The organism is Mesorhizobium sp. M2E.F.Ca.ET.219.01.1.1 (assembly GCF_004016445.2).
Lineage (GTDB): Bacteria > Pseudomonadota > Alphaproteobacteria > Rhizobiales > Rhizobiaceae > Mesorhizobium.
On sequence record NZ_SADT02000001.1, the window covers coordinates 126,116 to 146,295 of the forward strand.

Here is a 20,180-nt window from a genome sequence, read left to right on the forward strand (position 1 = left end):
CCGCCAACTCCCGTCCCCAGCCTATCCGGGGCCGGGAGCCTGACGTCTCATTGTCCGGCTGATTAGATGAGCAACAGCGAACGCCCCAACCAGCTTTTCCGCAACCTGAACGCCAAGATCGCGTCGATCCCGATGATCCTGACGGCTCTGGTGGTGTTCGTCGGCGGCACGGCCTGGACGGTGCTCTATTCCTTCACCAATTCGAAGCTGTTGCCGCGGCTCAACTTCGTCGGGCTCGACCAGTATCACCGACTCTGGTCGACATCGCGCTGGCTGGTCTCGATCGAGAACCTGTTGATCTATGGCGTGATCTCGCTGGTGTTCTCGCTGGTCATCGGCTTCCTGCTGGCGGCGCTTCTTGACCAGAAGATCCGCTTCGAGGACACGTTCCGCACCATCTTCCTCTATCCCTTCGCGCTGTCCTTCATCGTCACCGGGCTGGTCTGGCAATGGCTGCTCAATCCGGATTTCGGTGTGCAGCGGGTCGTGCGCGACCTCGGCTGGACGAGCTTTAGCTTCGACCCTCTGTATAATTCCAGCATCGTCATCTACGGCATTTCGATCGCGGCGCTCTGGCAGGGCACGGGGCTGATCATGTGCCTGATGCTCGCCGGCCTGCGCGGCATCGATGAAGACATCTGGAAGGCGGCGAGGGTGGACGGCATTCCCGCCTGGAAGACCTATCTCTTCATCATCATCCCGATGATGCGGCCGGTCTTCATCACCACGCTGGTGATCATCGCCGCCGGCATCGTCAAGGTCTACGACCTCGTCGTGGCGCAGACCAGCGGCGGCCCCGGCATCGCTTCCGAAGTGCCGGCGAAATATGTCTATGACTACATGTTCTTCGCCCAGAATCTCGGCCAGGGCTTCGCCGCCTCGACCATGATGCTGCTTTCGGTGGTGATCGTCATCGTGCCGTGGGCCTATCTCGAATTCGGAGGCAAGAAGCGTGGCTGACACCGCCTCCCGATCCCCCGGCGCCGAAGCGCTCAGGCGCGGTGCCACCGGCCCCAGCGGCCCGAAGCCGCGGCACATGCTGTCGCGCCGCAACATCTTTCTCTACGGCACGCTGATCGTCGTGGCGCTCTATTATCTTTTGCCGCTCTACGTGATGATCGTCACCTCGCTGAAGGGCATGCCCGAGATCCGCCTCGGCAACATCTTCTCGCCGCCGATGGAGATCACCTTCGAGCCCTGGGTGAAGGCTTGGGCCACCGCCTGCACCGGGCTCAATTGCGACGGGCTCTCGCGCGGCTTCTGGAATTCGGTGCGCATCACCGTGCCGTCGGTGTTGCTCTCGATCGCGATCGCCTCGGTGAACGGCTACGCGCTGGCCAACTGGCGCTTCAAGGGTGCCGACACCTTCTTCATCATCCTGATCGTCGGCGCCTTCATCCCCTACCAGGTGATGATCTACCCGATCGTCATCATCCTGCGCGAAATCGGCATCTACGGCTCGCTGACCGGCCTTGTGATCGTGCACTCGATCTTCGGCATGCCGATCCTGACGCTGCTCTTCCGCAACTATTTCACCTCGATGCCGGAGGAACTGTTCCGCGCCGCGCGCGTCGACGGCGCCGGCTTCTGGGGCATCTATCTGCGCATCATGCTGCCAATGTCGCTGCCGATCTTCGTCGTCGCCATCATCCTGCAGGTGACAGGCATCTGGAACGACTTCCTGTTCGGCGTCGTCTATACCCGCCCCGACACCTATCCGATGACGGTGCAGCTCAACAACATTGTCAACTCGGTCCAGGGCGTGAAGGAATACAACGTCAACATGGCCGCGACCATCCTGACGGGCCTTGTTCCGCTGATCGTCTACTTCGTTTCCGGCAAGCTCTTCGTGCGCGGCATCGCGGCCGGCGCGGTGAAAGGATGATGATGGCATCAGCAATCACCAATCCCAGCGTTTCGATCCAGGATCTGTCGCTCAATTTCGGCGCCGTGTCGGTGCTGCAGACGCTCAACCTGGATGTCGCCGAGGGCGAGTTCATCGTGCTGCTGGGACCGTCCGGCTGCGGCAAGTCGACCTTGCTCAACTGCATCGCCGGCCTGCTCGACATTTCGGACGGCCGCATCTTCATCAAGGGCAAGAACGTCACCTGGGAAGAGCCGAAGGACCGCGGCATCGGCATGGTGTTCCAGTCCTACGCGCTCTATCCGCAGATGACGGTGGAGAAGAACCTTTCTTTCGGCCTGCGCGTCGCCGGCGTGCCGAAGGACGAGATCGCCAAGCGCATCGCGCGCGCCGCCGAGATCCTGCAGATCGAGCCGCTTTTGCAGAGGAAGCCCTCGGCGCTTTCGGGCGGCCAGCGCCAGCGTGTGGCGATCGGGCGAGCGCTGGTACGCGACGTCGATGTCTTCCTGTTCGACGAGCCGCTCTCCAATCTCGACGCCAAGCTGCGTTCGGAATTGCGCGTCGAGATCAAGCTGCTGCACCGGCGCTTGCAGAACACGATGATCTACGTCACCCACGACCAGATCGAGGCGATGACGCTGGCTGATCGCATCGCCGTCATGAGGGGCGGTGTCATCCAGCAGCTCGATGCGCCGCAGACCATCTACAACCGGCCGGTCAACCGCTTCGTCGCCGGCTTCCTCGGTTCGCCGGCGATGAATTTCCTCAAGGGCGAGTTGGAGGCGGGCGCCGTCCCCGTCTTCAAAGCGGACGGCATGTCGGTGCCGCTCGGCCGCTATCAATTTGACGGCGAGGGTGGCCGGGCCGCCAAGCCTTGCATCTTCGGCATCCGGCCTGAGCATATCGCCTTCGGCGACGCCGCCCAGGCAATGCCGTTCACCGCCGAGTCGACAGTCGAGATCGTCGATCCGATGGGCTCCGACACGCTGGTGTGGACCAAGCTCGGCGGCCAGATCATCTCCTTCCGTGTCGAAGCGGATAAGACGCTGCGCAACGGCGATGCGATCCGCATCGGTTTCGATCCGGCGCGCGCCTCGCTGTTCGACGCTCAAACCGACAATCGCCTCTAACTCCGAAAAAATCCCCCAAGCAGAACGGACAGGACAGATGAACTGGTCATTCCAACTCTACAGCGCCCGCAATTTCCAGCCATGGGACGGCGTGGTGAAGATGCTCGGCGAACTCGGCTACGCCCAGGTCGAGGGCTTCGGCGGCGTCTATGACGACCCGAAGGCGTTCCGCGCCGAGCTCGACAAGAACGGCCTTGCGATGCCGACCGGGCATTTCTCGATCGATGCGCTGGAGAATGATTTCGACGGCGTGCGCAAAATCGCCGACGCGCTCGGCATCACGCTGTTGGTCTGCCCCTATCTGATGCCCGACCAGCGCCCGTCGGACGCCACCGGCTGGCGCGGCTTCGGCGAACGTCTCGCCAAGGTCGGCGAAGTGGCGAAGAAGGCCGGCTACGGCTTTGCCTGGCACAACCATGATTTCGAGTTCAAGGCGCTCGCCGACGGCACGCTGCCGCAGGACCACATCCTGTCCGCCGCACCCGATATCGGCTGGGAAATGGACGTCGCCTGGGTGGTGCGCGGCGGCGCCGATCCGCTGCCCTGGATCGAAAGATACGGCAAGCGCATCGTCGCCGTCCATGTCAAGGACATCGCCAAGCCGGGCGAGGGGCTGGACGAAGACGGCTGGTCCGACGTCGGTCACGGCACGATCGATTGGGCGAGCCTTTTCAAGACATTGCGCGCCAAGAGCGCGGCGCAGTATTTCATCATGGAACAAGACAACCCCAACGACATCGAGCGTTATGCCCGGCGCTCGATCGCGGCAGCCAAGAGCTGGCAGGAGTAATCGAAATGGCAGACAAACTTGGCGTCGGCGTCATCGGCTGCGGCAACATATCGAAGGCGTATTTCTCACTGGCGCCGCTGTTCCGCGGCATCAAGATGCGGGCCTGCGCGGATATCAACATGGAGGTCGCCAAGGCGCGGGCGAAGGAGTTCAAGCTGCGCGCCGAGACCGTCGACGACCTTCTCAAGGACGACGAGATCGACATCATCGTCAATCTGACGATCCCGGCGGTGCACTATGAAGTCTCGAAAGCAGTGCTCGACGCCGGCAAGCACGTCTATTCGGAAAAGCCGTTCGTGCTGTCGATCGAGGAAGGGCTCGACCTCAAGAAACGGGCCGAGAAGAAGGGCCTGCGCATCGGTTCGGCGCCGGACACGTTCCTCGGCGGCGCGCACCAGCTGGCGCGCGAGCTGATCGACAGCGGCAAGCTCGGCAAGATCACCAGCGGCACCTGCCATGTGATGGGCCACGGCATGGAGCACTGGCACCCCAATCCGGACTTCTTCTTCCAGCCGGGCGCCGGTCCGGTGCTGGACATCGGGCCATACTACGTCACCAACCTGATCCAGCTGATCGGACCGGTGAAACAGGTGGCGGCCTTCGCGACGACGCCGGCCAAGGAGCGGACGATCTCGTCGAAACCGCGGGCGGGCGAGAAGATCCCGGTGAACACGCCGACCACCATCCATGCGCTGCTCGAATTCGCCAATGGCGCGGTGATCACGCTCAACACCAGCTGGGACGTCTGGAGCCATGGCCACGCGCCAATGGAGCTCTATGGCGAGTTGGGCACCGTCTTCGTCCCGGATCCGAATTTCTTCGGCGGCGAAGTGCGCTTCACCGACGCGGCCAAGCCGGTGAAGAAACTGCCGAAATGGAACCATCCGTTCGGCGTGCCGAACGAGATGCACGGCCAGGGCATGATGGCCAATTACCGCACCGCCGGCCTCGCCGACATGGCGATCGCGATAGCGGAAGGGCGGCCGCATCGCTGCTCGATGGAGCTGGCGCTGCACGCCGTCGATGTCATGACCGGCATCTTGCGTTCCGGCGAAAGCGGCAAATATGTCGCCATGCAGACGAGCTGCGAGCGGCCGGCCGCGCTCGGCGTCAAGGACGCGAAGGCGTTGCTGGCGAAGAAAAACTAGGTGGCAACCCCTCTCCCCGTTTCGGCGGGGAGAGGGTAAGGGTTAGGGGCAAGCATCGATTCAATTCATCGCCGCGACCGCCGCGCCGCTTCGATCCCGAGGATTCCCCCCATGCCCTATGTCGCCGCCGAAAACCGCTACGAGAAGATGATCTATAACCGCTGCGGCCGGTCCGGCTTGAAGCTGCCGGCGATCTCGCTCGGGCTGTGGCACAATTTCGGCAACGACACGCCGCACCGGACCAAGCAGGCGATCGTGCGCAAGGCCTTCGACCTCGGCATCACGCATTTCGACCTCGCCAACAATTACGGCCCGCCGCCCGGCTCGGCGGAAACCGCGTTCGGCGAGATACTGCGCACGGATTTCGCCGCTTATCGCGACGAGATGATCATCTCGACCAAGGCGGGCTACGAGATGTGGGCCGGTCCTTACGGCGAATGGGGCAGCCGCAAATATGTGCTGGCCAGCCTCGACCAGAGCCTCAAGCGCATGGGGCTCGACTATGTCGACATCTTCTATTCGCACCGCTTCGATCCGGAGACGCCGCTGGAAGAGACGATGGGCGCGCTCGACCATGCGGTACGCTCGGGCAAGGCGCTCTATGCCGGCATCTCCTCTTACAACTCGCAGCGTACGCGCGAGGCGGCCGATATTCTGAGGCGGCTCGGCACGCCCTGCCTTATCCACCAGCCGAGCTATTCGATGCTCAACCGCTGGGTCGAGGAGGACGGGCTGCTCGACACGCTGGAGGGGCTGGGCATCGGCTCGATCGTGTTCTCGCCGCTGGCGCAAGGCATGCTGACTGACAAGTATCTCGGCGGCATTCCCGAAGGCAGCCGCGCCAGCCAAGGCAAGTCGCTCAGGCCGGCCTTCATCAACGACAAGTCGATCGCCAACATCAAGGCGCTCAACGAAATCGCAAAGAAGCGCGGCCAGACGCTGGCGCAGATGGCGCTGGCCTGGGTGCTGCGCAAGGGCCGCGTGACCACGGCGCTGATCGGCGCCAGCCGGCCGGAACAGGTCGAGGATTGCGTCGGTGCGCTCAAGGCGCTGGAATTCAGCGATGCCGAACTTGCCGAGATCGATACTTATGCGCGCGAGTCCGACATCAACCTGTGGGCTGCTTCGGCCGAACGCAAAGGGCCGCCGCGCAAGTAGCGATCGGTCGCGCCCAACCTTCGCCGCGCAGCGTGCGCCAGGCGGTACGCGCTGCGGAAACAGTGGCAAAATCACTCGTTCGTCGCTATCTCAGGGGAAATTGAAGTCCTTGGCATGCGGTCGCGCGTGCAAGCGTCGATTGGGCGAACAAAATGACGGCAAGAGATGCGCTGACCAAGAACCAGCTCTGCGTGCTCGAGAAGCTCGAGGCATCCAGCGGGCCGCTCAGCGCCTATACGCTGCTCGACCAGCTGCGGGAGCGCGGTTTTCGCGCCCCGCTGCAGGTTTACCGGGCGCTCGACACGCTGGTGAAGTCCGGTTTCGTGCACCGGCTGGAAAGCCTCAATTCCTTCGTCGCCTGCGCCGAGCCGCACGACCACAGCCATTCGATGACCGCCTTCGCCATCTGCGACAATTGCGGCCAGGTGACCGAGATGTCCGACCATGATGTTGACCACCGGCTGGACGAATGGGTGCGCTCGACGGGATTCGCGGCCAAGAAGGCGGTGATCGAGTTTCGCGGCGTTTGCGCAAAATGCAGGGCTGAGGCGGCTTAGCTCTATACCATTTAGCCTATTGATGCCGGCGACGGATCGCGACGCCTCTCGGCATGCCGCCTAATGCGCCTCGTCCCAATTGTTGGCCGCCCGCGCGTCGACATGCAGCGGCACCGACATCGAGACGGCCGGCATCGGCGCGTTCTCCATCACGCGGCGCACGACGGGAATCGTCGCTTCGACTTCCGCTTCCACCGTCTCGAAGATCAGCTCGTCATGCACCTGCAGCAGCATGCGGGCGGAGAGCTTCGCCTTGTCCAGCGCTTCCTCCATATGCACCATCGCGCGTCGGATGATATCGGCCGCGGTGCCTTGGAGCCTGGCGTTGATCGAGGCGCGCTCGTTGAAGGCGCGGATCGACGGGTTGGAGGATCGTATCTCCGGATAGTGGATGCGGCGGCCGAAGATGGTCTCGACGAAGCCGTTTTCCCGCGCGTAAGCCTTGGTTTCCTCGATATAGTCGCGGATGCCGGGGAAGCGCTCGAAATAGCGCTTGATATAGGCGCCGGCCTCGTCGCGCGGGATCGACAACTGGTTGGCGAGGCCGAAGGCCGAGATGCCGTAGATGATGCCGAAATTGATCGCCTTGGCCCGCCGGCGCACCTCCGACGGCATGCCCTCGACCGGCACGTTGAACATCTCCGACGCGGTGATCGCGTGGATGTCGGCGCCGTCGGCGAAGGCCTGCTTGAGCTGCGGGATCTCGGCGACATGGGCAAGCACGCGCAGCTCGATCTGGCTGTAGTCAGCCGAAACCAGCTTGTGGCCCTTCTCCGCGATGAAGGCGGTCCTGATCTTGCGGCCCTCGGCGGTGCGCACCGGGATGTTCTGCAGGTTGGGATCGGAGGACGACAGCCGCCCGGTTGTGGTCGCGGCAAGCGCATAGGACGTATGCACGCGGTTGGTGCCGGGGTTGATGAAGCCGGGCAGGGCGTCGGTGTAGGTCGATTTCAGCTTGGTGAGCTGGCGCCAGTCGACGATCTTGCGCGGCAGCTCGTGGCCTTCGGCGGCAAGATCTTCCAGCAGCTGCGCCGAGGTCGACCACTGGCCGGTCTTGGTCTTCGAGCCGCCCGGCAGGCCCATCTTGCCGAACAAGATGTCACCGAGCTGCTTCGGCGAGCCGATGTTGATGCGCTCGCCGACGATGCCGTAAATCTCTTCCTCGGCTCGGGCAGCGCCTTGCGCCAGCTCGCCGGAGAGCCGCGACAGGATCTGCCGGTCGACCGAGATGCCGCGCTGCTCCATGCGGGCGAGCACCGGCACCAGCGGCCGTTCCAGCCGCTCATAGACGGAAACCAGGCCCTTGGCGGCTAGCCTCGGCTTCAGCACCTGCCAAAGCTGCAGCGCGATATCGGCTTGTTCGGCGGCGTATTTCGTCGCGCGCTCGATATCGACCTGGTCGAAGCCGATGGCGCTCTTGCCCGAGCCGGCCAGTTCCTTTTTCGACGCCGGCGCGTGGCCCAGCCACTTTTCCGACAGCGAGGCGAGATCGTGGCCGCCTGAGGTGCCGGCGTCGAGCACGTAGGAGATCAGCATCGTGTCGTCGAACGGGCCGACCTCGATGCCGTGCCGGCTCATCACAACGATGTCGTATTTCATGTCCTGCACGATTTTCAGGACCGACCGGTCCTCGAGCAGCGGCTTGAGCAGCGCCAGCGCCTCGCGGACCGGAATCTGGTTCTCCAACTGGCCGCCGCCAAGCAGATCGCCGTTGCCGTTTCCGTGGGCAAGCGGCACATAGACGGCGCGACCGGGCGCGATCGCCATGGACAGGCCGATGAGATCGGCCTGCATCGGATCGGACGAGCTGGTCTCGGCGTCGAAGGCGAGGATGCCTGCGTCGCGGGCTTCGGCGATCCAGGCTTTCAGCGCGGCCGCGTCGCGGATGGCGCCATAGGCCGAAGGGTCGATCTTGCGTGCCGCCGCCTGTTCCAGCCGCAGCGCCGAAAGCAGCGATGGGGTGTCGCCCTGCGGCGGCGCATCCTCGCCCCTGACCGGCGCGGCGGGTTTTGCGTCGCCCTTTGATTGAGGTGCCCGCTGCCGCGGCGGCGCTCCGGCGCCGACATCGGGGCCATGCGCGGCATCGGCCCGCTCGACGATGACGGCGGAAGCCTGGACGTCGCCGATCTCGGTGGCGGTCGCCTCGGCAACGCGTCGCGTCAGCGTGGTGAATTCCATGGTCTTCAGAAAGCCGATCAGCTTCGGTCCGTCCGGCGCGTGCAGAACCAGGTCGTCCAGCCCCTCTTTCAGCGGCACATCGTTCTTCAGCGTCACCAGCTCGCGCGAGATCCGAGCCTTGTCGGCATTGGCGATGATTGTCTCGCGCCGCTTGTCCTGCTTGATCTCGGAAGCACGCGCCAGCAGACCGTCAAGGTCGCCGAACTGTTCCAGCAGCTGCGCCGCGGTCTTCGGGCCGATGCCCGGCACGCCCGGCACGTTGTCGACCGAGTCGCCGGTCAGCGCCTGCAGGTCGATCATCTTTTCCGGCGGCACCCCCCATTTCTCGATCACCTCGGGAATGCCGATCTGGCGGTCCTTCATCGGGTCGTACATGCCGACGGTCGGTCCGACCAGCTGCATCAAGTCCTTGTCGGAGGAGATGATGGTGGTGTCGGCGCCGACCTCGCAAGCGAGCCGGCAATAGGTGGCGATGATGTCGTCCGCCTCGAAACCCTCCATCTCGATGCAGGGCAGGTTGAAGGCCACGGTCGCCTGGCGGATCAGCCCGAATTGCGGGATCAGATCCTCCGGCGGCGCCGAGCGGTTCGCCTTGTATTCGGGGTAGAGATCGCTGCGGAACGTCTTCGAGGAATAATCGAAAATGACGGCGAAATGCGTCGGCACGATGCCTACATTGGTGTTGCGGGCGTCTTGCATCAGCTTCCAAACCATGTTGCAGAAGCCGAGCACCGCACTGGTCGGCAGGCCGTCGGATTTGCGGTTGAGCGGCGGCAGCGCGTGGTAGGCGCGGAAAATGTAGCCGGAGCCGTCGACGAGGAAGAGGTGATCGCCTTTTTTCATGCCGGCAGGGATAGCGCGGCCAGCCTTCGCGGTCCATGCCAAAGGCGGAGGAACCCACCGGTTCGGGCAACACCCCTGACAGATCCTGTCCGGCCGGAAATTGGGCGCTCACGGGCATGTTACAAAAGTGTAATTTTCATGCCCTTGAATCGCCATGTTCAGAGACCCAAATACACGTCATCGGCAGTTTTCGCCGAAGTCCGGAGCAAGGCCCGTCCCCCGCCTATTCCGGGCAAACTGCGGCAGCCTATCCCCCCTCTCCGGGCTGCCGCAACGTTTCGAGTAGAGGCCGCCGTGGTTCCCCCTCCACCACGGCGGTCTTCTTTTTGTCCTCGGCGACGATTGCGTCTTGGTCTAACGATCGCGCCTTTTCGTTTTGGGCGTGGCCCTTTAGGGTCTGCCCAAAAATCGAAAGGCAAAAAGCATGTCCAGAATCTCCCCCGTCCTCGAACGTCTCGACCAGAATCTCGACCAGAGCCTGGAGCGGCTGTTCGGCCTGCTCGGCATCAAGTCGATCTCCACCGATCCGGCCTTTGCCGCCGACTGCCGCAAGGGGGCCGAATGGCTGGTCGCCGAGCTCAAGCTGATCGGCTTCGACGCGAGTGTGCGCGACACGCCCGGACATCCGATGGTGGTGGCGCATCACGAGGGACCGGCAGGCGCGCCGCATGTTTTGTTCTATGGCCATTACGACGTGCAGCCGGTCGATCCGATCGAATTGTGGGAAACCGATCCGTTCGCGCCTTCGATCAAGGAGATCGAACCCGGCCGCAAGGTGATCACCGGCCGCGGCTCGGCCGATGACAAGGGGCAGTTGATGACCTTCGTCGAGGCCTGCCGTGCCTGGAAGCAGGTGCATGGCAATCTGCCCTGCCGCGTCACCATCCTGTTCGAGGGCGAGGAGGAATCCGGCTCGCCGTCGCTGAAGCCGTTCCTGGAAGCCAACGCCGCCGAGCTGAAGGCGGATTTCGCGCTGGTCTGCGACACCAGCATGTGGAACCATGAGACGCCGTCGATCTGCGTGTCGCTGCGCGGCATGGTCGGCGAGGAGATCACCGTCAAGGCGGCCAGCCGCGACCTGCATTCGGGCCTCTATGGCGGCGCGGCCGCCAATCCGATCCGTATCCTGGCCAAGATCCTTGCCGACGTGCATGACGAGAATGGCCGCGTCACCATTCCGGGCTTCTATGACGGCGTCGAGGAGACACCCAGCCAAGTGCTGAAATCCTGGGAAGGCCTCGGCGAGACCGCCGAGACCTTCCTCGGTCCGGTCGGCCTTTCCATTCCGGCCGGCGAAAAGGGTCGCTCGGTGCTCGAAATGACCTGGGCGCGGCCGACGGCCGAGTTCAACGGCATCATCGGCGGCTACACCGGCAAGGGATTCAAGACGGTGATCGCGGCCGAAGCCTCGGCAAAAGTGTCGTTCCGGCTCGTCCACAAGCAGGACCCGAAGACAATCCGCGCCGCCTTCCAGGCTTTCGTTCGCGAACGCATCCCCGGCGACTGCTCGGTCGAATTCCATCCGCATGGCGGCTCGCCGGCGATCCAGCTTTCCTACGACTCGCCGTTCCTGGCCAAGGCCAAGGACGCGCTGTCCGACGAATGGGAAAAGCAGGCGCTGACCATCGGTGGCGGCGGCTCCATTCCCGTGGTTGGCGACTTCCAGACCTATCTCGGCATGGAATCGCTGCTGGTCGGTTTCGGCCTCGACGACGACCGCATCCACTCGCCGAACGAGAAATACGAGCTGACCTCCTTCCACAAGGGGCAGCGGTCCTGGGCGCGTATCCTCGATGCGCTGACCCGCTGAGGCGAAAGTCACGAAAGACGTGAGATTCAACTTTCTGTTGATTTTTCGCCGGATCGCGGCGAGGACGAATTAGCTGGCGCGAAGCGCCGCGGCGTGCTGCGCGCATCCCAAGGACGCGCGGCGCCGCAGGTGCGATCCGGAGAAGAGAATGACCGATATCCGTTTCCACAAGAACGACCTGCCCGACCTCGCCCGCTACAATGTCGGGGCGGTGGCCATCGACACGGAGACGCTGGGCTTGAACCCGCATCGCGACCGGCTCTGCGTGGTGCAGATCTCGCCCGGCGACGGCAGCGCCGACGTCATCCAGATCGCACCCGGCCAGAAGAAGGCGCCGAACCTCGTCAGTCTGCTCCGCAACCGCGCGATCACCAAGCTGTTCCATTACGGCCGCTTCGATATCGCCGTGCTCTACAATGCCTTCGGCGTGATGGCGGAGCCGGTGTTCTGCACCAAGATCGCCTCGCGGCTCGTCCGCACCTACACCGACCGCCACGGGCTGAAGGATCTCTGCAACGAACTGCTCGGCATCGGCCTGTCCAAGGCGCAGCAATCCTCCGATTGGGCAGCGGAAACGCTGTCGCCCGAGCAACTCGACTATGCCGCCTCCGACGTGCTTTACCTGCACCGCCTGCGCGAGATGCTGGCGGCGCGCCTGGCGCGCGAAAACCGCACCAAGGAGGCGGACGCCTGCTTCCGTTTCCTGCCGACGCGCGCCAAGCTCGACCTGATGGGCTGGGCCGAGGAAGACATCTTCGCGCATAGCTGAAGGAACCGGGCGCGTCGGCGGGCGTTCTTGCCGGTTCGGCCGGTTCACGGAGCGGGCCGGTTCGTGGAGGGAGTGAGATGGCAGAGCGCAAACCGATGGAAAGCGCCCCGAAGGACGGCTCGAAGGTCACCATCCTGTGGAGGGACGGCGACGGCGTCGTCAATGAATCCGTCGGCCAGTATCGCGACGGTGGCTGGTGGGTCTACACCGACCGCAACACGCAAAAGAAGGTCGATCCGACCAGCTGGCGTCCGGCATCGGGTGACGACGACGACCAGTAGGCGACCGCGGCCTGCCATGTCAAAGCAGGCGTGACTGTCGCAATGAGGGGACGCGAATGAGGCAGAACACGCTCTATCTCATCATCGGAGCACTGGTCGCGGTGATCATCGCGCTCGGCATCTATGTCTATCGCGAGCAGACCAGGCCGAAAGGCGTCGAGCTCAAGATCGACGACAAGGGCATTTCGATCCAGCAGAATTGAACGGCTTGCAGCCTGGCCCGGAAAGTCGGGCAATCACATCGATTTTCCGCACTTAACCCGCCTTTAAGCCATCACATCTACTCTGCAACCCGAACGCCATCGGCGCCGGACAGGCACGCAAGAGCCCATGGCGAACCGCAGGGACAGTCGCATCGAACCGAGCTTCGGGGGCGCACCGAGCGCGCATGCGGCAGCGACTTAAGGTCGGGGATCGCTCGGAATCGGTGGCCGGCAAGGCGCGGGAGCGCGTGATCTCGAAATGAAGTCCTCGACCGGAGAATACTATCCAGCGCTGGATCATATCCGTGGCCTGGCGGCCTTTCTGGTCTTCACCTTTCACTTCCTCCATGCATCTCCGGACGGGCCGGTCGCCTATGGCTTCGTGCCGGCTCTACCCTTGTTCAGCATCCTGGACGAAGGGCACACCGGCGTCTCGTTGTTCATGGCGCTTTCCGGCTACCTTTTTGCCAAGCTTCTTGACGGCAAGCAGGTCAGATATCTGCCGTTCTTCGCCAACAGGGCGCTCAGGCTGCTGCCCCTTTTGTTCGCCGTGATTTGCATCGAGGCTTGCCGCAGATATCTGGCAGGCGAGGACCTCGGCACGTATTTCACCGATGTCGGCAAGGGGGTGATTTTCCCCACGCTTCCCAATGGCGGCTGGTCGGTCACGGTCGAAGCTCATTTCTACCTGTTGCTGCCATTCCTGCTGATGGCGTCCAGGCGATTCCAGTTTGCCCCGTTGCTGTTCATTGCTGCAGCCATTTTGCTGAGGCTCGCTTTGTATGTGCGGTTCGGCGAGGTGCAGTGGGCAGCGTACTGGACAATCATAGGGCATGCGGACCAGTTCCTTGCCGGCATTCTTGCCTTCCACTTTCGCGCCTGTGCGAAGGGCAGGCACTGGCTGGCGCTGGCCGTTCTTGCGTCATTTTCGGGGTTCTTCTGGTGGTTCGACGCGGCGGGCGGGTTCTACCATCTGGGGCCCCGCTCGGCGCCGCCCTGGAGATGGGTGATCCTGCCCACCCTGGAGGCTGCTGCCTACGCCTTCGGGATCGCCTACTATGACACGACCTTCGCCAGGGAGCGAACGAGCCTGCCCTTCAGGATCATGGAGAAGGCCGGATCATACAGTTATTCGATCTACCTGCTGCACCTGTTCTTCGTGCACCAGCTGGCCGCGTTCATCAACGACAACATCATGGACATCAGCAATTTCTATGTCGCATGCCTCTGGTCGCTGGCATGCTTCCTGGCAACCATCCCGATCGGTCATCTCAGCTATTCCTGCATCGAAGCGCCGTTCCTGCGCATGCGTCTTCGCTATGCCGTGCTGGCGAGCGCTGATCCGACCCCGGTCAGAGCCAGGCCCGCCGCGGCGGTTTCCCAGCCGGGCTGAAAGTGCGACTGAGGCAGCGGCAAGGCGAGGCTTCGCCCCGAGGCGGGCCTCTTTCATTTTGCCGGCAAGGCGATCGGCATCGCCGCGCCGCGCGGAACGACGAGCACGCCGAGTGGGCGTGCGCGGCCGCGGATGTCGATCTCGCGCGCCTCGGCGCCGGGGAGCTCCAGGCCCGAAAGCCGCACCGCCGCTTCTGAGACGACGATCTCCGCCTCGAATTCCTTCGCCGCGGCCTCCAGCCGGCTGCCGATGTTGACGGTGTCGCCGATCGCGGTCACGTTCATGGCCGCGCCGTAGCCCATCGAGCCGACGATCGCCTGGCCGACATGGATTCCGATCGCGACATTGATGGTGGCGCGCAGTTCCTCGGCGAGGTCGTCGCTGAGGGTGCGAACTCCCTCGACGATGGCGCTGGCGGCGGAAAGCGCGTTGCGGCACGCCTCGCCGGGCGTGGTCTCCAGCCCGAACAGCGCCATGGCGCCGTCGCCGACGAACTTGTCGAGGCGGCCGCCTGAGCTTTCGACGGCGCGGCCGATCACGCTGAAATAGCGGTTGAGCAGGAAGACCACGTCGAACGGCAGACGCTGGTCGGCCATCGCGGTGAAGCCGCGCATGTCGCAGAACATCACCGCCAGGACCTTCTCGTGGCCGGGATCGTTGGCGGTTGTGGCGTGCGGACTCTCCGCCGTGACCGGCGGCGACAGCAGCGGCGCGACGCGAAGATTGCCGCGCGGCCTGAGCTGGCAGGCGAGCCGCACGTCGCCGTCAGCCGCGATGCGGCGCAGGGTCGCCGCTTCGATCGGACCGGGCTCCGGCTGCTCGGAAAGGCCGTCAAGCACGCGAATGCGGCAGGTCGAGCAGCGCCCGCGCCCGCCGCACACGGCATAATGCGCGATGCCGGCCAGCCGGCTGGCATCGAGCACGCTGTAGCCGCGGGGAACGCGCACCTTGCGCCCGCCGGCATAGCGCACCTCAACCAGGTTGCGCCGCTCGATGCGGTCGCGAACAATGCGCGCCGCCAGCACCAGGACGATCAGTCCTGCAAAGCCGGCATAGATGCCGTTGTCGATGCGGTCCTTGGTTGCCAATGCCCGGTCGAGAAGGGTTGGCTCGATGGCCTGCGACTGCGGCGGTCCCATCGCCGAGACCTCCTTTCCGGCGCTGGCGAAGCCGAGCAGGGCCAGGACCGGAACCAGCACCGCCAGGACCAGCAGGGCCGAAGCGGTGCGAGGATACCACTGACGATAGCGCAGCCAGAAGTGGAGGCCGAGGCAGCCATGTGCCCAGATCACGACCACCGCGATCGCCTGCCGCACCCCGACCTGTGGGCTCAGGATCCATAGCGAGCGCACCACGAACTCGTAAGTGTCGTTGGCATCGTAAAGGGCGTGCATGGCACGCGTGCCGACCACGTGTTCCACAATCAGCACCGGAATGGCGAGCCCGAGCAGTATCTGCGCCCACTCCCGCACCGGCATGGCCAGCGTGCGGCGCTGGTAGAGCGCTAGCAGCGAAAGAGCAAGATGCGTGGCGACTGCGCCGTAAAGGAGCAGAGTGCCGGCCGGGTTGCGCCAGAGCAGCAGGAACGTCTCGCGTCCCCTATCCGCTGCTTCAAGCGAGATCAGGAGCAACACATGGTTCAGGAAATGCAGCGTCACGAACGCCATAAGCACAAGGCCCGACAGCAGTCGTGCGTTGCGCAGCCACGCGTCCGGCAGCCATCCTGGCGGCGCTGCTGGAACCTGCAATTGGCTCATTTCCGGTGCCTCGAACGATTCGCTGACCAAGACACGCCGGCAATAGCGCCTTCCGGTCAAGATTTGCCGGCGGCGACAATCAGTCAATCAGCCTTGGCGCCTGCCATTCCACGATGTGGTGATGCGTACGCGAAATCGGGTCCCGATCACGCCATCGCGGGGCATTTGATTTTCAATCGCTTCGATTTTTCCCCACTTAACGCGCCTTTAAACCGCCGCATCTACTCTTCAACCCGAACGCCATCGGTACCGGGGACAGACAGCTAGAGCGCATGGCGAACCGCAGAGACAGCCGCATCGAACCGAGCTTCGAGGAATCGCCGCGCGCGAAATCCTCCGAGGGCTTTTCGGTGAGCGAGGAGGATCGCGTCGTGCCGCGCACCCGCAAATCCGCTGCAAAGGGCAAATCCGCCAAGGCGAAATCACGCGGGCGTGGCCGCGACCGCAATCGGCGCGGGCTGCTCGGCATTGCTACCCGCCTGTTCTACTGGTGCTTCGTGCTCTGCATCTGGGGCGGTATCGCGGCGGCCGGCATCGTCGTCTATTACGGCGCCAAGATGCCGGCGGCGACGACATGGTCGGTCCCGGACCGCGCGCCGAACATCAAGATCGTCTCGGTCGATGGGCAGCTTATCGCCAATCGCGGCGCGTCGGGCGGCGAGGCCGTCGGCCTGCACGAGATGTCGCCCTATATCCCGGAGGCCGTCGTCGCCATCGAAGACCGCCGCTTCTATTCGCATTTCGGCATCGACCCGATCGGCCTGTCGCGCGCCATGGTCACCAACCTGCTTGGCCGGCATTTCTCACAGGGCGGCTCGACGCTGACGCAGCAGCTGGCGAAGAATCTGTTCCTGACACCGGACCGCACGTTGGAGCGCAAGGTCCAGGAAGTGCTGCTGGCGCTCTGGCTCGAGCACAAGCACACGAAAGACCAGATCCTCGAAATGTATCTCAACCGGGTCTATTTCGGCTCGGGCGCCTATGGCGTCGAGGCAGCCTCACGGCGCTATTTCGGCAAGAGCGCGCGCGACGTGTCGCTTTCGGAGGCAGCCCTGCTGGCAGGCCTGCTCAAGGCGCCGTCGAAACTTTCGCCGGCGCGCGACCCGAAGGCGGCCGAGGAGCGGGCGCAACTGGTGCTCGCAGCCATGCGCCAGGAAGGCAAGATCAGCGACAAGGAATACAAGACCGCGCTCAGCGCCCCGGCGACGCGCGCGCCGTCCTACTGGACCGGCTCGGAAAACTATGTCGCCGATACGGTGATGGACGAGCTTCCGGACCTCATCGGCGACGTGCGCGGCGACATAGTCATCGACACCACCGTCGACCTCAACCTGCAGAAGCTTGCCGAACAGTCGATCCGCCGGCTGATCGACGAGAGCGGCAAGAAGCTCAACGTCACCCAGGGCGCGCTGGTGTCGATTGACGATTCCGGCGCGGTGCGCGCCATGGTCGGCGGCTATGATTATTCGACCAGCCAGTTCGACCGCGCCTCGGAGGCGCGCCGGCAGCCAGGCTCGGCCTTCAAGCCCTTCGTCTATATGGCGGCGCTGGAGGCCGGCCGCACGCCGGACAGCATCCGCAACGACGCGCCGATCAAAATCGGCAAATGGACACCCGACAATTACGGCGGCAAATATTACGGCAAGGTCACGCTGGCGACCGCGCTTGCCAAGTCGCTCAACTCGGTGGCGGCGCAGCTCACCATGGAAGTCGGCCCCGACGCCGTGGTCGAGGCCGCGCATCGCATGGGCATCCAGTCGGACCTGCAGGCCAACACCTCGATCGCGCTCGGCACCTCGGAAGTGACGCCGCTGGAGTTGACCTCGGCCTATGTGCCTTTCGCCAATGGCGGCTACAAGCCGGACATCCACTTCATCCAGCGCATCACGACGGCAAACGGCAAAGTGCTCTACGAGGGAACCACCGGCAGCGCGCCGCGCGTCATCAAGGCCGATATTGTCGGCATGATGAACTCGATGATGACCGGCACGGTCGAGGTCGGCACCGCCAAGAAGGCGGCTTTCAACTGGCCCTCGGCCGGCAAGACCGGCACCAGCCAGAACTCGCGCGATGCCTGGTTCGTCGGCTACACCGCCAATCTCACCACGGGCGTGTGGTTCGGCAATGACGACGGCAGCCCGATGAAGAAGGTCACCGGCGGCGCGCTCCCGGCGCAGGCCTGGCACGAATTCATGGTGGCGGCGCATGAGGGCGTGCCCGTGCGGCCGCTGCCCGGCACCTGGAAGTCGACGCCGTCCGATACGATCGTGCCGGACGAGATCCCGTCGGCTGACGCTTCGCAGCCGCCCGCGCCGCCCGCGGCTGTCGGCCAGTCGCAGCCTGCGGCTCAATCGCAGCCCGTTGCCCAGGCGCCCGCGCGCCAGCCGCGTCCAGCCCAGACGGTCGATGCCGAGGGCTTCGACATGCCCAGCGACAGCGGATCGACCGCCTCGATCAAGCATCCGGTGCCGCCCGGCGATGTCGGCGGACCGAAGAAAAGGCGGCAGACCTCGATCCTCGATATCCTCGGCGGGGGTTGAGGCGGCAACTTCGCCTCTCGCAATGACCGCCGCCTTCGGCTACATGTCCGGCCGGAGACAAGACCATGGCCGACACCGACAGCAGAAAAACCATCGTGCTCACCGGCGCCAGCCGGGGGATCGGCCATGCGACGGTGAAGCGCTTTTCGCGCGAAGGCTGGCGGGTCATCACCTGTTCGCGCCAGGCCTTTGCCGAGGATTGCCCTTGGCCGGCCGGTCCCGAGGATCACATCAAGGTCGATCTCGCCGACCAGGAGGACGTCGGCATCGCCATCTCGGAAATACGCCATCGTCTCGAGGCGCATGGCGGGCAGCTGCACGCGCTGGTCAACAATGCCGGCATCTCGCCGAAGCTGAAGGACGGCAGCCGGATGAACTCGATCGAGACGCCGATGCATGTCTGGCGCGACGTCTTCCAGGTCAATTTCTTCGCGCCGATCATGCTGGCGAGAGGCCTGTTCAAGGAGCTGGCCGCCGCCAAGGGCTCGATCGTCAACGTCACCTCGATTGCCGGCACGAGGGTGCACCCGTTCGCCGGCACCGCCTATGCCACATCGAAGGCGGCGCTCGGCTCGCTGACGCGCGAGATGGCGCATGATTTCGGCCCGCACGGCATCCGCGTCAACGCCATCGCGCCGGGCGAGATCGACACCGCGATCCTCTCGCCAGGCACCGACAGAATAGTCGAGACGATCCCGCTGAGAAGGCTGGGCGCCACCTCGGAAGTGGCCGATATCATCTACTTCCTGTGCTCCGGCCAGTCGTCCTACGTGACCGGCTCGGAAATCCACATCAATGGCGGCCAGCACGTTTAAGCCGGTTCACCTGGCCACCGTGAGAACAGCCTTGCCGCTGAAGCTGCGCTGCCGCAGCGCATCCAGGGCTTGGCCGATCTCCGTCCACGGCACGGTCATGGCCACGCGGGTTTCCAGCCTGCCGGCGGCGACGAGATCGAGCAGGGCGGCTATGTCGGCGCCGATGGCTGAGCCGGATGTGTAATAGGCGAAGGTCTGAAGCCGCGCGCCTTCGTGGCCTGGAACGAACTGGCGGAATCCAACCGGCGAGAGCTCGCCGCTGCTCGAGCCGAACATGACGATCGTGCCGCCTGGAGCGACGCGTTCAATGGCATGCGTCAGGCTTTCGCCGCCCACGGATTCAGTGATCAGCGAAAACAGCCCCTCGGCCTGCTCGATCGACCCGACGACCTGCTCGGCTCCAAGCTCGCGAAGATCCTCGGCATGCCTGGCGGCGGCGACCGCCGTCACCGAAGCGCCTTGCCCGCAGGCGATCTGGATCTGGAAGCGGCCGACCGCGCCGCTGGCGCCGGTGATCAGGACCCGCTGGCCGGCGAGATCGCCGCCATGGCGCAAGGTCCGGAGCGCCGTCGTGCCCGCGACCGGAAGCGTGGCGGCGGAAGCGAAGCTGACACTGTCAGGTATGACGGCGAGACGGTCGGTTGGAACGGCGACACGTTCAGCCCAACCGGCCTGGTCGACCAAGGCCGCAACACGCGTGCCCGCGGCCGGGCCTGACCCGTCGACCGCCGCGCCTTCGACAATGCCGACGATGTCCTGGCCCGGTATCCAGCCGTCGGGACGAATGCCGAGCAGGCGCAGCTCACCACGGTTCAACGATGTTGCATGAACAGCCACCAATGCTTCATTCGCGTTGCAGTTTGGCTCGTCGACCTTGGCGAGCTTCAGCCGGTTGGAACTGTCGGCAGAAATACAGAGTGCGAGCATTGGCCACCTTTGAAATG

17 protein-coding genes are annotated in these 20,180 nt (G+C 64.2%); 14 read left to right on the forward strand and 3 right to left on the reverse strand.

All coding sequences use genetic code 11. The features are described 5' to 3' along the window. Positions 1 to 66: 66 nt before the first annotated feature. The 7 genes from EN862_RS00515 to EN862_RS00545 all read left to right on the forward strand — a co-directional run bounded on the left by EN862_RS00515 (position 67) and on the right by EN862_RS00545 (position 6,647). On the forward strand, positions 67 to 960 hold the full coding sequence (locus EN862_RS00515) for a sugar ABC transporter permease (protein WP_127868345.1): 894 nt from the start codon (positions 67 to 69) through the stop codon (positions 958 to 960). Next, positions 953 to 1,885 carry a carbohydrate ABC transporter permease gene (locus EN862_RS00520; protein WP_127868346.1) on the forward strand — a complete coding sequence of 311 codons (933 nt, stop codon included), beginning with the start codon at positions 953 to 955 and terminating at the stop codon, positions 1,883 to 1,885. Before EN862_RS00515 ends, EN862_RS00520 begins: the two co-directional genes overlap by 8 nt. Further along, positions 1,885 to 2,994, forward strand: a complete 1,110-nt coding sequence (locus tag EN862_RS00525; protein ID WP_189401025.1) for an ABC transporter ATP-binding protein — start codon at positions 1,885 to 1,887, stop codon at positions 2,992 to 2,994. The genes EN862_RS00520 and EN862_RS00525 overlap by 1 nt, the downstream gene beginning before the upstream one ends. 37 nt (positions 2,995 to 3,031) lie before the next feature. Beyond that, positions 3,032 to 3,784 (forward strand): sugar phosphate isomerase/epimerase, encoded by a 753-nt coding sequence (locus EN862_RS00530; protein ID WP_127868347.1) that lies wholly within the window; start codon positions 3,032 to 3,034, stop codon positions 3,782 to 3,784. A gap of 5 nt (positions 3,785 to 3,789) precedes the next feature. Next, the gene (locus EN862_RS00535; RefSeq protein WP_127868348.1) at positions 3,790 to 4,932 is read left to right on the forward strand and encodes a Gfo/Idh/MocA family oxidoreductase; all 1,143 of its coding nucleotides are present in this window, start codon (positions 3,790 to 3,792) and stop codon (positions 4,930 to 4,932) included. A 111-nt stretch (positions 4,933 to 5,043) separates the two neighbouring features. Further along, entirely contained in the window at positions 5,044 to 6,090 is a 1,047-nt protein-coding gene (mgrA, locus tag EN862_RS00540) for an L-glyceraldehyde 3-phosphate reductase (protein ID WP_127868349.1), read from the forward strand. Between the two features lie 152 nt (positions 6,091 to 6,242). Next, complete coding sequence (locus EN862_RS00545) at positions 6,243 to 6,647, forward strand: Fur family transcriptional regulator (RefSeq protein WP_041003614.1); 405 nt, start codon at positions 6,243 to 6,245, stop codon at positions 6,645 to 6,647. Positions 6,648 to 6,707: 60 nt separating this feature from the next. On the opposite strand, the gene polA is transcribed toward EN862_RS00545, so the two are convergent. Beyond that, positions 6,708 to 9,668 (reverse strand): DNA polymerase I, encoded by a 2,961-nt coding sequence (gene polA, locus EN862_RS00550; RefSeq protein WP_189401022.1) that lies wholly within the window; start codon positions 9,666 to 9,668, stop codon positions 6,708 to 6,710. A 424-nt stretch (positions 9,669 to 10,092) separates the two neighbouring features. Between polA and EN862_RS00555 the strand changes: the two genes are divergently transcribed. From EN862_RS00555 to EN862_RS00575, 5 genes are all read left to right on the forward strand, one after another. After that, on the forward strand, positions 10,093 to 11,478 hold the full coding sequence (locus EN862_RS00555; RefSeq protein ID WP_127868351.1) for a M20/M25/M40 family metallo-hydrolase: 1,386 nt from the start codon (positions 10,093 to 10,095) through the stop codon (positions 11,476 to 11,478). Positions 11,479 to 11,626: 148 nt separating this feature from the next. Further along, a complete protein-coding gene (locus EN862_RS00560; RefSeq protein ID WP_127868352.1) occupies positions 11,627 to 12,247 on the forward strand; it encodes a ribonuclease D in 621 nt (206 codons plus the stop codon). 77 nt (positions 12,248 to 12,324) lie between these two features. Then, complete coding sequence (locus EN862_RS00565) at positions 12,325 to 12,528, forward strand: hypothetical protein (RefSeq protein WP_127868353.1); 204 nt, start codon at positions 12,325 to 12,327, stop codon at positions 12,526 to 12,528. A 56-nt stretch (positions 12,529 to 12,584) separates the two neighbouring features. Next, positions 12,585 to 12,731, forward strand: coding sequence for a hypothetical protein (locus tag EN862_RS00570; RefSeq protein WP_127868354.1), 147 nt, complete (start codon positions 12,585 to 12,587; stop codon positions 12,729 to 12,731). A gap of 259 nt (positions 12,732 to 12,990) precedes the next feature. After that, positions 12,991 to 14,124, forward strand: a complete 1,134-nt coding sequence (locus EN862_RS00575; protein ID WP_127868355.1) for an acyltransferase — start codon at positions 12,991 to 12,993, stop codon at positions 14,122 to 14,124. A 53-nt stretch (positions 14,125 to 14,177) separates the two neighbouring features. Here EN862_RS00575 and EN862_RS00580 read toward each other — a convergent pair whose 3' ends face one another. After that, positions 14,178 to 15,881, reverse strand: coding sequence for an adenylate/guanylate cyclase domain-containing protein (locus EN862_RS00580; RefSeq protein ID WP_127868356.1), 1,704 nt, complete (start codon positions 15,879 to 15,881; stop codon positions 14,178 to 14,180). Positions 15,882 to 16,153: 272 nt separating this feature from the next. On the opposite strand from EN862_RS00580, the gene EN862_RS00585 reads away from it, so the two are divergent. Both EN862_RS00585 and EN862_RS00590 read left to right on the forward strand, forming a co-directional pair. Then, entirely contained in the window at positions 16,154 to 18,421 is a 2,268-nt protein-coding gene (locus tag EN862_RS00585; protein WP_127868357.1) for a transglycosylase domain-containing protein, read from the forward strand. A gap of 65 nt (positions 18,422 to 18,486) precedes the next feature. Then, positions 18,487 to 19,236 (forward strand): SDR family oxidoreductase, encoded by a 750-nt coding sequence (locus EN862_RS00590; RefSeq protein WP_127868358.1) that lies wholly within the window; start codon positions 18,487 to 18,489, stop codon positions 19,234 to 19,236. A gap of 6 nt (positions 19,237 to 19,242) precedes the next feature. Here EN862_RS00590 and EN862_RS00595 read toward each other — a convergent pair whose 3' ends face one another. Further along, positions 19,243 to 20,163 (reverse strand): zinc-binding dehydrogenase, encoded by a 921-nt coding sequence (locus EN862_RS00595; RefSeq protein WP_127868359.1) that lies wholly within the window; start codon positions 20,161 to 20,163, stop codon positions 19,243 to 19,245. Positions 20,164 to 20,180: the final 17 nt, after the last annotated feature.

Bases quoted from the DNA above. Each gene is read 5' to 3' on its own strand.
- EN862_RS00515 (WP_127868345.1), top strand. From the start codon at position 67: ATGAGCAACAGCGAACGCCCCAACCAGCTTTTCCGCAACCTGAACGCC.
- EN862_RS00525 (WP_189401025.1), top strand. From the start codon at position 1,885: ATGATGGCATCAGCAATCACCAATCCCAGCGTTTCGATCCAGGATCTG.
- EN862_RS00530 (WP_127868347.1), top strand. From the start codon at position 3,032: ATGAACTGGTCATTCCAACTCTACAGCGCCCGCAATTTCCAGCCATGG.
- EN862_RS00535 (WP_127868348.1), top strand. From the start codon at position 3,790: ATGGCAGACAAACTTGGCGTCGGCGTCATCGGCTGCGGCAACATATCG.
- mgrA (WP_127868349.1), top strand. From the start codon at position 5,044: ATGCCCTATGTCGCCGCCGAAAACCGCTACGAGAAGATGATCTATAAC.
- EN862_RS00545 (WP_041003614.1), top strand. From the start codon at position 6,243: ATGACGGCAAGAGATGCGCTGACCAAGAACCAGCTCTGCGTGCTCGAG.
- polA (WP_189401022.1), bottom strand. From the start codon at position 9,668: ATGAAAAAAGGCGATCACCTCTTCCTCGTCGACGGCTCCGGCTACATT.
- EN862_RS00555 (WP_127868351.1), top strand. From the start codon at position 10,093: ATGTCCAGAATCTCCCCCGTCCTCGAACGTCTCGACCAGAATCTCGAC.
- EN862_RS00560 (WP_127868352.1), top strand. From the start codon at position 11,627: ATGACCGATATCCGTTTCCACAAGAACGACCTGCCCGACCTCGCCCGC.
- EN862_RS00565 (WP_127868353.1), top strand. From the start codon at position 12,325: ATGGCAGAGCGCAAACCGATGGAAAGCGCCCCGAAGGACGGCTCGAAG.
- EN862_RS00570 (WP_127868354.1), top strand. From the start codon at position 12,585: ATGAGGCAGAACACGCTCTATCTCATCATCGGAGCACTGGTCGCGGTG.
- EN862_RS00575 (WP_127868355.1), top strand. From the start codon at position 12,991: ATGAAGTCCTCGACCGGAGAATACTATCCAGCGCTGGATCATATCCGT.
- EN862_RS00580 (WP_127868356.1), bottom strand. From the start codon at position 15,881: ATGAGCCAATTGCAGGTTCCAGCAGCGCCGCCAGGATGGCTGCCGGAC.
- EN862_RS00585 (WP_127868357.1), top strand. From the start codon at position 16,154: ATGGCGAACCGCAGAGACAGCCGCATCGAACCGAGCTTCGAGGAATCG.
- EN862_RS00590 (WP_127868358.1), top strand. From the start codon at position 18,487: ATGGCCGACACCGACAGCAGAAAAACCATCGTGCTCACCGGCGCCAGC.
- EN862_RS00595 (WP_127868359.1), bottom strand. From the start codon at position 20,163: ATGCTCGCACTCTGTATTTCTGCCGACAGTTCCAACCGGCTGAAGCTC.